The 12,604-nt window shown below is 71.5% G+C and carries 11 protein-coding genes and 1 pseudogene; 8 read left to right on the forward strand and 4 right to left on the reverse strand.

Annotated elements, in window-relative coordinates; all coding sequences use genetic code 11:
* Positions 1 to 24: 24 nt before the first annotated feature.
* On the reverse strand, positions 25 to 1,239 hold the full coding sequence (locus tag OCT49_RS37800) for a beta-ketoacyl-[acyl-carrier-protein] synthase family protein (RefSeq protein WP_283856693.1): 1,215 nt from the start codon (positions 1,237 to 1,239) through the stop codon (positions 25 to 27).
* Positions 1,240 to 1,468: 229 nt separating this feature from the next.
* Here OCT49_RS37800 and OCT49_RS37805 point away from each other — a divergent pair, with 229 nt between their 5' ends.
* The 3 genes and pseudogenes from OCT49_RS37805 (at position 1,469) to OCT49_RS37815 (ending at position 3,990) form a co-directional block, all read left to right on the forward strand.
* Entirely contained in the window at positions 1,469 to 2,212 is a 744-nt protein-coding gene (locus OCT49_RS37805; RefSeq protein ID WP_283856694.1) for a GntR family transcriptional regulator, read from the forward strand.
* Between the two features lie 387 nt (positions 2,213 to 2,599).
* Positions 2,600 to 2,977, forward strand: a complete 378-nt coding sequence (locus tag OCT49_RS37810; protein WP_283856695.1) for a peptidase inhibitor family I36 protein — start codon at positions 2,600 to 2,602, stop codon at positions 2,975 to 2,977.
* A 265-nt stretch (positions 2,978 to 3,242) separates the two neighbouring features.
* Positions 3,243 to 3,990 (forward strand): annotated as a pseudogene (locus tag OCT49_RS37815) (GntR family transcriptional regulator).
* A 296-nt stretch (positions 3,991 to 4,286) separates the two neighbouring features.
* On the opposite strand, the gene OCT49_RS37820 reads toward OCT49_RS37815, so the two are convergent.
* Positions 4,287 to 4,907: a 2-phosphosulfolactate phosphatase gene (locus tag OCT49_RS37820; RefSeq protein ID WP_283856696.1), complete on the reverse strand. Its 621-nt coding sequence runs from the start codon at positions 4,905 to 4,907 to the stop codon at positions 4,287 to 4,289.
* A 707-nt stretch (positions 4,908 to 5,614) separates the two neighbouring features.
* Here OCT49_RS37820 and OCT49_RS37825 point away from each other — a divergent pair.
* Positions 5,615 to 6,460: a prephenate dehydratase gene (locus OCT49_RS37825; RefSeq protein ID WP_283856697.1), complete on the forward strand. Its 846-nt coding sequence runs from the start codon at positions 5,615 to 5,617 to the stop codon at positions 6,458 to 6,460.
* Positions 6,461 to 6,613: 153 nt separating this feature from the next.
* Complete coding sequence (locus tag OCT49_RS37830; RefSeq protein WP_283856698.1) at positions 6,614 to 7,537, forward strand: phosphotransferase family protein; 924 nt, start codon at positions 6,614 to 6,616, stop codon at positions 7,535 to 7,537.
* A 72-nt stretch (positions 7,538 to 7,609) separates the two neighbouring features.
* On the opposite strand, the gene OCT49_RS37835 is transcribed toward OCT49_RS37830, so the two are convergent.
* On the reverse strand, positions 7,610 to 7,921 hold the full coding sequence (locus OCT49_RS37835) for a hypothetical protein (RefSeq protein WP_283856699.1): 312 nt from the start codon (positions 7,919 to 7,921) through the stop codon (positions 7,610 to 7,612).
* A gap of 364 nt (positions 7,922 to 8,285) precedes the next feature.
* Here OCT49_RS37835 and OCT49_RS37840 point away from each other — a divergent pair, with 364 nt between their 5' ends.
* Positions 8,286 to 10,586 carry a leucine-rich repeat domain-containing protein gene (locus OCT49_RS37840; protein ID WP_283856700.1) on the forward strand — a complete coding sequence of 767 codons (2,301 nt, stop codon included), beginning with the start codon at positions 8,286 to 8,288 and terminating at the stop codon, positions 10,584 to 10,586.
* 119 nt (positions 10,587 to 10,705) lie between these two features.
* Here OCT49_RS37840 and OCT49_RS37845 read toward each other — a convergent pair whose 3' ends face one another.
* Complete coding sequence (locus OCT49_RS37845) at positions 10,706 to 11,266, reverse strand: hypothetical protein (protein WP_283856701.1); 561 nt, start codon at positions 11,264 to 11,266, stop codon at positions 10,706 to 10,708.
* A gap of 132 nt (positions 11,267 to 11,398) precedes the next feature.
* On the opposite strand from OCT49_RS37845, the gene OCT49_RS37850 reads away from it, so the two are divergent.
* Entirely contained in the window at positions 11,399 to 11,740 is a 342-nt protein-coding gene (locus OCT49_RS37850; RefSeq protein WP_283856702.1) for a helix-turn-helix transcriptional regulator, read from the forward strand.
* Complete coding sequence (locus tag OCT49_RS37855; protein ID WP_283856703.1) at positions 11,737 to 12,417, forward strand: hypothetical protein; 681 nt, start codon at positions 11,737 to 11,739, stop codon at positions 12,415 to 12,417. Before OCT49_RS37850 ends, OCT49_RS37855 begins: the two co-directional genes overlap by 4 nt.
* Positions 12,418 to 12,604 lie beyond the last annotated feature (187 nt).

Genomic DNA, 12,604 nt, shown 5'->3' on the forward strand with positions numbered 1-12,604 from the left:
GCCGGTGCGGGGCAGGGGGCCTCGTCACGTGGTGAAGACGAGGCTGACGTTGTGTCCGCCGAACCCGAACGAGTTGGCCAGTGCGGCCGACCACCGGCCGGTACGCCGCTCACCGCGCACCACGTCCAGTTCCACGCGCGGGTCGAGTTCGTCGAGGTTGCGCGTGGCCGGCACCGTGCCGTCCCGGAGCGCGAGCAGAGCGGCCATGGCTCCCATCGTCCCGGACGCCCCCATCATGTGACCCGTCATCGACTTCGTCGCCGTCACCGCCGCGTGGTCGCCGATCACCCCGCCGATCGCCTCGGCCTCCGCCAGGTCGCCGGACTCCGTCGAGGTGGCGTGGGCATGCACGACCCCGATGTCCGCCGGGGCCAGGCCGGCGTCGCGCAGCGCCCGTTCCATGGCGAAGGCCTGGCCCTCCGCGTCGGAGGCCGTGATGTGGTTCGCGCTCGAACTCACGGCGCTGCCGGCCAGCGTGCCGTGGGCGCGTGCGCCACGGGCCCGGGCGAACTCGGCGCGTTCGAGCACCATCATCCCCGCGCCCTCGCCCATGACGAACCCGGACCGCTCGACATCGAACGGGCGGGACACGGCCTCCGGGTCCGTGCACCGCGTCGACAGGGCCTTCATCTGGGCGAACGCCGCGAGGGTGAAGGGGTGCAGGCACGCCTCCACCCCGCCTGCGACGACCACGTCCGCCCGCCCGCCGCGGATCAGGTCCTGCCCCACGGCGAGGGCCTCCGCCCCGGAGGCACAGGCGCTCACCACGGTCCTGGCGCCTCCCTTCGCGCCCAGGTCCATGCTCACCCAGGCGGCCGGCCCGTTCGGCATGAGCATGGGGACCGCGAACGGCGACAGCCGACGGGCCCCGGCGCGCTCGAAGACGTCGTCCTGCTCCAGTGTGGTGATGACGCCACCGGTCCCCGTACCGATGACGACGGCGAACCGTTCGGGCTCGACCTGCGGGGCACCGGCGTCCGCCCAGGCCTCCCGCGCGCTGAGGAGGGCGACCTGCTCACCGCGGTCCAGCTTCCTGGCCTGGGTCCTCGGCAGCAGGGAGGCGGGGTCCACCGTGAGCCCGGCCGCGACGTGCACGGGCAGGTCGGCGGCCCACTCCTCGTCCAGGAAACGCACTCCCGACTTGCCGTCCAGCAGCCCCGACCACGACGAGGGCGCATCGGCCCCCAACGGAGTCATCGCCCCGACACCCGTCACCAGCACCCGGTCATTATCAGTCATGCGAGCCCCTTGGATTGTATGAAAGCTACATATCTCTTGACTTGCTCTCCTGGGGATCCTTCCAGTTTTCGAGGGGAAAAGTGGGAGAGGATTCGACCGATTTGAGAGCAGGAGATTATGGAGTTCCAACAAAAGCCGGTGATCTAATTGTTAGGACATAAGGACGTACGGAGCTAGTATGGGCTGGGACATACTTGCATCCGTCGGCAGCAGTCCCAGGAGGGGTGACGTGGAGCCGTTCACGAAGTTGATCACCATCGACCGGGGCAGTCCCATACCGCTGTACTTCCAGATCGCGCAGCAGCTGCAGGAACTCATCGAGACCGGGGTGCTGCCCCCCGGCACGCGCCTGAGCAACGAGATCGCCATGGCGGACGGGCTCGGCCTCTCCCGCCCGACCGTGCGCCAGGCCATGCAGCACCTCGTCGACAAGGGGCTCCTGGCCCGCAAGCGCGGGGTCGGCACGCAGGTGGTCACCAATCGCATCCGCCGCCAGGTCGAGCTCACCAGCCTCCACGAGGACCTCGAACGGGACGGGCGCCGGCCGCGCACCGAGGTTCTCTCCCTGGCGACCGTCCCCGCCGACCGCGACGTCGCCGCCGCGCTGCGGGTGGACGAGGGGGCCGACGTGGTGACCGTCGAGCGCCTGCGGTTCGCCGACGACGAACCCATCGCCCTGCTCCGCAACCACCTGCCGGCCGGTCTGTTGGAACTGACCGGGGAGGCGCTCACCCGCAACGGCCTGTACCAGCTGATCCGCCGCTCCGGTACGGACCTGAGGAGCGCCACGCAGACCATCGGCGCGCGCCGGGCCACCGCCGCCGAGGCCCGGCTCCTCGACGAGGCGCGCGGCGCGACCCTGCTGACCATGACCCGTACCGCGTACGACAGTTCGGGCAACCCGGTCGAGCGCGGCTCCCATCTGTACCGCGCCTCGCGGTACTCGTTCGAGATGACGGTCGCCGCCCACTGACCGGCGCCGGCCGCATACCTCCTCGCCGACGGGGCGGGCCGTCCGTCCGTGCGAAGGGCGGGGACTCGCACGGAACGGGACATCCGGTACGGGTGGGGAGGCCCGTACGGATTGGGAGGCCCGTACGGATTGGGAGACCCGTACGGGGTGGGACATCCGGTATGGGGTGGGACAACCGCACGGGGTGAGGCAACAGCATGAGGGACGCCCGTCCCCTTCCCGTCGTCCCGCCACCTGGGACCACGTCCCAGCAGGTCGGAGCATGGGCCGTCCCGTGAGGACGTCATCGCCCCGGCGACCGTGGCGGCCCCCGCCCCCCGTCCCGCAGTCTCGATGTCGAGCCGGCCGGTGCGGGCGACTCACTCAGGACCCGAAGGGGGAGAGCACATGAACATGACCAGGAAGCTCGCAGCCGTGGCCGGGGGCCTCGCGCTGACCGGTGGTCTGCTGGTCGGGACCGCGGGCTCCGCCGGTGCGTCACCGGTCACTCCGCAGGCGGCGGCGGACTGCCCGTCCGGCTACCTCTGCGTCTGGGCCGGGCAGAACTACACCGGCCACCGTCAGCAGGTCGCGGGCAAGAACCCGGACCTGACCAAGTACTCGGTCTTCCAGAACTTCAAGTCGTGGTACAACCACGGCGCTTCCTGCGACTTCAAGTGGTACTCGGGGAAGAACTACAGCGGGTCCCACGGAGTCATCCCGAGGGGATACAAGAAGTCCGACAGCGCGTCCCACTACATCAAGTCCAACACCTGGGTCTGCTGACCGGCGGCCGGCCGCCGGTGAGCGGTGACCGGTCGGACACAGGAGGGCGGCACCCCGTCGGGGTGCCGCCCTCGGGCCGTCACCGGGGCCGACGGCGAATCCGGCGCCCGCCTCCCGTCCTGCGATCTCCATGTCGCGATCCCCGTCGGCCCCGGCCGCCTCCTTGTCGCCGGCTCACCCGCCCGGCGAACGCGCGGCCCCGACGCCGCGCCCGTCCGGGGACAGGGCGGGGACAGGGCGGGAAGGCAGAGGGAGGACGGCACACGTGACGGCAGGCACCGGCCGGAAGGAAGACGGGGACGGAGAACGGCCGTCCGCGCCGACGGCGCGCACACCGCTGAGCGAAATCGCGCGCCGGGCCGTCAGGGAACGCATCATCGACGGCAGCTACGCCCAGGGCACCCGGGTCGTGGAGCGCGAGATCGCCGAGAACCTCCGGATGTCACGGGTGCCGGTGCGGGAGGCGCTGCGGGCCCTGGTGGAGGAAGGGCTGCTCGACCTGCTGCCGCACAGCGGTGCGCGGGTGCGCCGACTGGAGCGCGCCGACGTGGAGCACCTGTACGACGTGTGGGAGCCCCTGGCCATCCAGGCGTCCCGCCTGGCGGCCCGCCGGGTGGCCCTCGCGGGTCCCGACGGACCCGGCATCATGGCGGACCTGCGGGCCGTACTGGAACGGGCGGAGGCCGCGGCCGCCGCCGGGGACCGGACCCGGGAGAACGATGCCGGGACCGCCTTCCACGACGAGGTCGTGGCCCTTGCCGACAACCCGTTGCTCGCCCAGCTCATGCAGCGGCTGAGCGGTCAGCTGCGACTGCTGTTCGGCCTGAACACGGAACCCGCCCCCCATGCGCGCGCAGCACGGCGAGATGTACGAACGCATCGCCGCCGGGGACGCCGACGCCGCGGGGGCGATCACCCTCCTCCACGTCCGCAGGAGCCGGGAACTCGCCCTGCGCGCGGTGACCGGTACGACCGCCCCTGGACCGGCCACGGAGCCGGGGCCGCACCCCTGACCGCCGGTCGGGACGACTGCCCGCGTCGGCGTACCTCCCGGGGAGTGCCGCGAGGCGGTGACGGGACGGTCATGGCCCCCCGCCCGTCCGCCGACCCGTTCAGCGGATTGGACCCCGGACCGTTCACCGGCAGGACGCCCCGCGATTCCAAGGCGCCGGTCGCCGACAGCCGACAACGCATCGCGTCATGGCTCCCGAGCCGACAACGCGTCACGTCATGGCTCCCGTACGGCGGCCGAAAGGTTGCACGCCCCCGTCCCGTGCGGTCACTCCATGGCGAAGGAGGTCCGAGGGGCTCAGGTGGCTGCGGTGAACGCTCCGTCGACGAGGACGGGGACGATTGCGCAGGCGTCCAGCTCCGTCGCGACGGCGACGTCGTCGGCGTAACCGAGGCCGATGAGTTCACGTCCCGACGCGCAGTCCGCGACGGCGGTGCCGATGTCCGGCGTCCCGTCGAAGACCGTGGCCGCCATGGCGGCCTCCGGCGAGAGCCGGTCCCGGCCGTGCCGGCGCAGCGCGGCGATCACGGCCCCGGCGCCGAGCAGGTCCTCCAGGGCCGGCCTGAGAGCGCCGTCGGGCCGGCGCTCGCCCGAGGCGATCACCGCGACGGGCCTCTCGACCGTTCCGTACCCCTGGTCGGCCAGCCACCGGCCGACAGCGGTCGGGTTCCGCAGCGAGCCGGCGACCACGGTCGAGCCCCCGGCCGTCGCGGCGATGGTGGAGCCGTTGGGCGAGGGGAGCACCAGCCGGGGAACGACGGGAGCGCGGCGCAGCGCGGCCGGGGACAGCGACCACGGCGAGGACTCGGTGACCATGCTCCGGCCCACGGCCAGACCGGCCCCCACTTCCTCGGCGAGGGGAGCACCAGCCGGGGAACGACGGGAGCGCGGCGCAGCGCGGCCGGGGACAGCGACCACGGCGAGGACTCGGTGACCATGCTCCGGCCCACGGCCAGACCGGCCCCCACTTCCTCGGCGAGGGCCGCCGCGGTCTCGTCGCGCCGGTGCTGGGGAAACACCCTGGTCCCCGATTCCACCGCGACCGTCACCGACGTGGTGAACGACAGCACATCGACGACGACCAGACAGGCGGCGTCCTTCGCGAGGAGGGCCGCCCCGTCAGGCCCCCATTCGAACCGCACGCCGTGGCCCGCCTGTATGAACCAGTCACCCATGGCCGAAGATCATGCCAGCATCCGGCGGAGCGCACGGACAGGTCGAGCACGCGATAGAAGCGGGGCCAAGGATGCGGTAGAAAGGGGAACTTGACGAGCAGTCGGACCCACACACCGGGGTGAACGCTTCCTGCCGCCCGACCGGGCGCCGGGAGCAGCGGCCCCGCGGCCTACGCCCGGAGGAGGAACCCTCCCGGGGCGGGGCCGGAACCTATTACGGCGTAATACCAGGACCTATTACGGCGTCATAGGGAACACGGCGTCGGCGAGGGGCGATCCGGGCGGAACCGGCCGGTGTCCCCTCGCGCGGACGACGGTGCCGACCGCCGTTCCCGCGTTCCCCGGTCACGGGAGACGCACCGATACTGCTACTGCCACTTGCAGCACATACGGCTCGCGGTGGACCTTCTTCCACCCGGCGAGACATTTCACAGCGGAAGGCCAAACACGGTGACGACCGTCGCATACCAAGGTGAGCCCGGGTCCAACTCGGCAACCGCTGCCCGCGTCCTGTACCCCGAGGGGCGCGAGCTGGCCTGCACGAGCTTCGAGCAGGCCCTGGACGCCGTGACGTTCGGCATGGCCGACGTGGCGGTGATCCCGGTGGACAACTCCGCGGCCGGACGCGTCGCGGACGTGCACCAACTGCTGCCCGAATCGGGCCTGTTCGTCATCGCCGAGCACTTCCTCGCCATCCGCTTCGACCTCATGGGCGTTCCCGGTGCGACGCCCGAAGGCGTGGAGTACGTACGCAGCCATGTGCACGCCCTGGGGCAGTGCCGGAAGATCCTGCGCGAGGGCGGCTGGCGCACCCTCGTGAGCGACGACACGGCGGGGGCGGCCCGCGAGGTGGCGGAGCTGGGCGACCCGCGGCACGCGGCGCTCGCCCCGCCTGCCGCCGCGGAGATCTACGGTCTGGAGGTGCTGCGGTCGCAGGTCGAGGACGACCCGGAGAACACCACGCGGTTCGTTGTCCTCTCACGGGACTCCGTTCTCGCGCCGAACACCGGCGAACCGACGATGACCAGCCTCTTCTTCAGTGTGCGGAACATCCCCAGTGCCCTGTTCAAGGCGCTCGGCGGGTTCGCGAGCAGCGGGGTGAACCTCACCAAGATCGAGAGCTACCAGATGGGCGCCGGGCTGAACGCCAGCCGCTTCTACGTCGAGATCGAGGGACACCCCGACGAGTCCCACGTCGAACTCGCCCTGCACGAACTGCGTTTCTTCTCGTCGGAGGTGCGCATCCTCGGCGTGTACCCGGCCCACCCGCACCGCCGCAGGGAGCACATCGGCTGAGCGGCCGGGCACCGGCGTACGGGAAGTTCCGCCGCCCGGGAAGTTCCGGCGTACAGGAAATCCCGGCGTACGGCGGAATTCCGGCGTAGGGAAATCCCGTCGTACGGGAAATCCTGTTGCTTCCACCGGGCCGGGCTGCCTACGGTCCGGATCATGCTGCCCCCGGTGGAAACGGACGAGGAATGGGACGCGATCGTCCCCGACGAAACGGTGATGCGGCCCGGGGCGGAGGATCTCTGCGCGCGCCTCGGGCTGGCCGGTGAACCGCTGACCCGGTTCTCCGAAGGATCGCAGCCGGTCTACGCGGTGGGCGACGAACACGTCCTCAAGCTGTTCCCCGGCGCTGCCGCACAGGACGGTGTCGCCGAGGGCCGCGTCCTGTCCCGTCTCCAGGGGCGGCTGCCCGTGGAGACCCCGAGGGTGCGCGAGGCCGGGGCGTACGAGAACGGCTGGCGGTACGTCCTGATGTCCCGGCTCCGCGGCGAGAACCTGGCCCACGCCTGGGACCGGGTGCCGCGGGCCGACCGCGAACGGCTCGTCGCCGAGATCGGCGAGGCCCTCGCCGTTCTGCACTCCCTCGACCCCGGCCCCCTCGCGGACGTCCTCGGCCCCGGGGACTGGGGTGCCTTCCTGGACCGCCGACGCGCGGAGACCGTGGAGCAGCAGCGCGGGCACGGACTGCCGGCCGAGTGGCTGGAGCAGATCCCGGAGTTCCTCGCCTCGACCCCGCTGCCCCGCGACCCGCACCCTTCCCTGCTGCACACCGAGGTCATGCGGCAGCACTTCCTGGTCGATCCCGACGGATGGCGCCTGACCGGGCTCTTCGACTTCGAGCCGGCCATGATCGGGGACCGCGCGTACGACTTCGTCGGGGTCGGCGTGTTCGTCACCCGGGGCGACCCGGAACTGCTCGCCCGGCTCACCGGGGCGTACGGCCGCACCTTCGAACCGGACCAACTCCTCGCGTACACGCTGCTGCACGTGTACAGCAACCTTCCCTGGTACTTGCGGGAACTGGGGGTACCGGAGAAGCGGACGCTGTCCTCGCTCGCCGAGGAGTGGTTCGCCCCGGCGTGACGCCGGCCGGCTCTCCCGACCGGCCAGCTCTCCCGACCGGCCGGCTCTCCCGGCCGGCAGGGTGGGGAACTGCTACGGCTGCGGCAGCGACGGCTGCGCGGGCCGTGCCTCGTGCCCGGCGAGGAAGAGCCGCAACGAGCACTGGTCCTCGGCCTCGACGAACACCTGCTGCCCCCAGTGGGAGGTGAGGCGGTGCGCGACGTCGATCAGCCGGCGGCGCTCCTCGGGGGAGTAGGCGGGGAACCGGACCCAGCCCCGGTCGGCGATCGTGTTGCCGAGCTCGCTGAACAGCACCGCCCGCACACGCCGCTCCTCCTCGTCGGTGAGCGGCGTGGGACCGTCTTCCGCGGGCTGCCACCGGACGTTGTACAGGTCTCGAATCACTGCTCGCTCACAGGTTGTTCGGATTCATTCGGTTCGTTCGGTTCCGTTCCCGCAGAGGCTACTCGACGGGGCCGCACCGCCGACCGCCCCGGTCCCGCCGCCGCTCGTACGGGACGGCAGCCGGGGAGCGGCGTTGTCACAGCCATGCGGTAGAACGCTGCTGGCGGACACCGGCAGCGGTGGTCGTCACCATGACCGGCGCACGCCCCGAGGCACCGAGAACCCCGAGGCACCGAGAACCCCAGGGGCATCGAGAACCCCGACAGCACCGCTCCGGGCCCGTCCCCTCGGCCGCCCGGCCCGTACGCAGCCCCACCGAACAGGCCCCCGGGCCACTTGGACAGCAGCAAGGGAGCGACCAGGAATGACCGATCAGGACCCCATCACCACGGTCCACTCACCCGCGGGGTACCGCGTCATCACCGTCGAGGAGGCGGAGGAACGCTTCCGGATCTCGGACGACATCGGCTACCCGTACGCCGGATTCGCCGACGAGCAGGAGATCCGGCTGTACGAGGGCGGCCTGCACGTCGCGGGGCACCTCGAGCCGGAGGGCGACGAGGACTGGGTCCCGTACAACACCGTCGTGGACGGCGACCTCACCGTCGACGGCGACCTGGACTGGTGGGACAACAGCAGCGGCAACTTCCTCGTCGTGACGGGCGACCTGCGGGCCCGGAACGTGTTCCTGTCCGGCTGCCCGAACGTGCTGGTGCGCGGCAACCTGGAGGTGACGGGCGGTTTCTGCGGCTCGTACGGGGACGACGGCGGTATCCTCACGGTGCGCGGCGGCGTCCGCGCGGCGCTCGTCATCGGCATGCTGTACTTCGGCCTGGACCTTGCCGAGCAGCCGCAGGCCCTCCTCGTCGCCGACCCCTACCGCACCAACCGCCCGGTCGACTTCACCGACGACGAACTGGACCGCATCCTGCTGCCCGAGCTGCTGGGCGAGGACGGCGAGGCCGAGGCGCGGCTGATCGAGCGCGCCATGGCCGAGGGGCGGCAGATACTGCGCGCCGGGGTGCGTCCGAGCCACGTCATCGCGCTGGAGGAGCTGGACCTCCTGCTGGACCGGGCCGACGAGGTCACCGAACTCGACCTCTCCGGACGCAAGCTCCGCGGCTTCCCAAAACAGCTGCTCGCCTTCCCCCGGCTGCGCGCCCTCTCCCTCGCGGACAACGCCGACCTCGGCGCCCTCGACGCCCGCATCGGCGAACTCACCGCCCTGGAAGAACTCGATGTGTCGGGAACGGGCCTGACCGGGCTGCCCGAATCGATCGGCGCCCTCCACCACCTCCGGGTGCTGGACATATCCGGCAACCGCTTCACGGAACTCCCCGAGTCCCTCGGCGGCCTCGACCGGCTGGAGGTCCTGCGTGCCGCGCACCTGACCTGCCGGCTCCCCGAATGGATCGACCGGCTGCGCTCACTGCGCGAGCTGGACCTGTCCCGGCTGAACCAGGGGCGCCACTACTGCGACACCCCGGTCGCGTTCCCCGAGGCCGTCACCCGCCTGACGGGACTGCGCTCCCTCGACCTGTCCAACACCTGGCTGGAGTCCGTCCCCGACACGCTGCTGGACATGGCCGCACTGGAGGAACTGAACCTCAACTCCTGCCCGTCCGCCCGGCTGACCCGCCTGCCCGAACTGGCCCGGCTGCCCCGTCTGCGCGTACTGCGCCTCAGCGGCCACACCCCGTGGACCGGACAGTCCCCGGCCTCCAGGGACCTGCTCACCGGCATCTGGGACATCACCACCCTGGAACACCTGGAACTCGACCGCTGGGGCCGGGCGGCCTTCGAGGGGGAGAAGGTGCGCACCGCGTTCAGGTCCCTGCCCGACGACGCCTTCGCCCGTACGCCGAACCTCCGCCACATCGACCTGGCGTTCAACGAGCTCACCACCCTTCCCGAAGCCTTCTTCGCCCTGCGCCACCTGGAGTCCGCGACGTTCCAGGGCGCCAAGTTCGACCGGCCGACGCTGGACCGGCTGCGCGAGACGTTCCCCCGCACCCGGCTCGACCTGAGGGACATCGGGGGCACGGAGGTCGTCCACGACCCGAACTGGCAGGCCGTGCACGCCCTGGTCGGGGAAGGCTCCCGCAAGGCACCCAAGGAGGCGATCGCCGCCTACGAGGAAGCCATCGCGCTCTGCGTGCCGGGCGCCTGCTACTCCGACTACGACCAGCTCTACGCCCACTACGCCCTGGTCAACACTCTGGGCGAACTCGCCGACAACGCGTCGGACGCCGACCGCCCCGCCCTGGACGCCGAACTCGTCCGGTACGCCGAGCGGGCCATGGCCCTGCTGCCCGACACGATCTGGCACTTCACCGACGAGGGCGCCTTCCAGGAAGAGGTCAGGCGCCGCACGGGCAACGCCCTGGCCTGGCACCTGCTGCGCAACGGTGAACCGGAGCGTGCGCTGACCGCCGTGGAACAGGCACTGGCCGAGGCCGAGGGCCCGTCGCACGACTTCATCCGCGACACCCAGGTCCGCGTCCTGCTCGCCCTCGGCCGCACCGACGACGCCTACCGGGTGGCCGACCAGGTCCTCACCCGCGAACCCGAGTTCGAGGATCTCACCGACCTCGCGAACCTGCCCGAGTTCCAGCGGTGGCGGCAGGCCCAGCGCATCGACAGGGCGCTCGGAGGCGACCGATGACCCCGGACCCCGCACACCGGGAGACGGGAGAAACCTCCACGAGGTGACCGCCCACGTCGTCAGCTTCCTGCGGTAACCGCCACCGCTCGGCCGACCGCGATCCGCGGCGCGCACGAGGCTCAGACCCCCGTGGTGGAGCCGGGGCGCACGATCATCAGCACGACGACGACCGCCCACAACAGGTTGAAGATGCCCGTGATCATGGCCAACCGCGCCGCCGCCGACCGCGTCGTCGCCACGGTCGCAGGGGCACCCCCGGCACCGGTCCCGGGGGCCGATCCGCCCCCGGCACCGGCCTCGCCCCCGGTCCCGGGGGCGAGGCCGGTGCTCGTTCCTGCGGGGTGGTCCAGCAGCCGCTGCTGTCCGGGCAGGATCCCCAACAGCAACAGGGCCGCCGCGGCGGCGGTCAGCACGATCGACGCCAGCAGCCAGGTGTCGGTCAGGACACCGAGCCGGGAGCCGGTGGCGACCCCGAAGACCGGAACGGCGACGCCGAGAACGGTGTACCCGCGACACACCCGGTGCAGGAGCGCCGCAGTACGGACGTTCTGCCCTTCCGGCCCGCCGTCCTCGGCGTCCGGTTCCCGGATGTAACGGGGGAACATCGAGGCCGCGACGGTGATCGGTCCGATCGCCAGGATCGCTGCCAGCACATGCACCGAGAGCAGGAGTTCGGTCATCGGAACCCTTCCGGATCGCCTGTCGACGGGTTGCCCACCCATGGGTTCCCCGCCAATGGATTGCTCGCCAATGGATTGACTGCCTACCTATAGGTAGCACGCCCGGGCACGCTTTGGGTAGGCTGCCTGACCATGAAGGCGAGTGCGGTACGCGGGCATCTGGACGGGCTTCTGCTGTCCGTGCTGGAATCCGGCCCGTTGCACGGTTACGCGGTCATCACCGCGGTCCAGGAGCGCAGCAACGGCGTGCTGGAGTTGCGCAAAGGCACCATCTACCCCGCCCTCAACAAGCTGGAGCGGTTCGGACTGCTGCGCAGTGTCTGGGAGTCCGAGGGTGAACGCCGTCGGCGCTGCTACGAACTCACCGACGCCGGGCGGCGCAGCCTGGCGGCGGAGCGGTCGGTGTGGAAGGAGTTCACGGCCGCCATCGGCGCCGTGCTGGAGCCGGCTCCGGGCCCCGGACACGCGACGTGAGGACGTCCGGCGGTGACGCCGACCCCATCGAGGCCCATGTCGCGGAACTGGCCGCGGCGCTCCACGGTCCCGCCCAGGCCAAGTCCCGGATGGTGACGGAGTTCCGGGAAGGACTCCTCGAGGCCGCCTCGGACCTTTCGCACGGACCTGGATCCGACTGCGACGCCGCCCGCCGAGCGGTGTGCGAGTTCGGCACCGTGGCCGAGATCGCGCCGAGCTTCCAGCGTGAACTCACCATCGCCCAGGCCCGCCACACCGCCCGCACGGTCGCGCTGATCGCCCCTCTGCTGCTCCTGTGCTGGTACCTGGTGCGGGCGTGGGACGACTTCACGGGGCACCGATTGCCCGACCCGGTTCCCCTGTTGGTCGCCCACCTGGGCGGCGTCGCGGTCTCGGCCTCGCTCCTGGCGGCGGCGGCCCTCGGCGTCACCGGCGTCCTGGCACGCCGGTTTCCCACCCCGCACCGGCTACCGCTCGTCGTCGCCTGGACCGCCACCACCACGGCGGTGACCCTGGGGGTCGGCGCCCTCACGCTCGCCTTCGCCTCGGTGCTCGCGACGAACTGGCCGTCGAGTCTGGTTGCGGGGGCGGTGACCATCGTCTTCCACGCCAAGGTCGCCGCCTCGGCGCGCGCCTGTCGCGAGTGCGCCCGGCTCTCCGTCGCCGTCCCCTGCTGAGGTTCCGACCGCCGAGGTTCCGACTGCTGAGGCTCCAACCGCTGAGGCCCCGACAGGAACGCGGAATCGCAGGAACGCGGAATCGGAGGGTGGCGGCCGGTCGGTTGCGGGTGCCGACGGGATTTGAACCCGTGGACGGTGGGGGGCAGGCCCGCCCTGATCCCCGTCAATCGGTGTGGGAGGGCCT

It is taken from the genome of Streptomyces sp. ML-6 (assembly GCF_030116705.1).
Lineage (GTDB): Bacteria > Actinomycetota > Actinomycetes > Streptomycetales > Streptomycetaceae > Streptomyces.

What these genes read in the sequence shown, in the direction of transcription:
- OCT49_RS37800 (WP_283856693.1), bottom strand. Translation starts at nt 1,239, where the DNA reads ATGACTGATAATGACCGGGTGCTGGTGACGGGTGTCGGGGCGATGACT.
- OCT49_RS37810 (WP_283856695.1), top strand. Translation starts at nt 2,600, where the DNA reads ATGAACATGACCAGGAAGCTCGCAGCCGTGGCCGGGGGCCTCGCGCTG.
- OCT49_RS37830 (WP_283856698.1), top strand. Translation starts at nt 6,614, where the DNA reads ATGCTGCCCCCGGTGGAAACGGACGAGGAATGGGACGCGATCGTCCCC.
- OCT49_RS37840 (WP_283856700.1), top strand. Translation starts at nt 8,286, where the DNA reads ATGACCGATCAGGACCCCATCACCACGGTCCACTCACCCGCGGGGTAC.
- OCT49_RS37845 (WP_283856701.1), bottom strand. Translation starts at nt 11,266, where the DNA reads ATGACCGAACTCCTGCTCTCGGTGCATGTGCTGGCAGCGATCCTGGCG.
- OCT49_RS37850 (WP_283856702.1), top strand. Translation starts at nt 11,399, where the DNA reads ATGAAGGCGAGTGCGGTACGCGGGCATCTGGACGGGCTTCTGCTGTCC.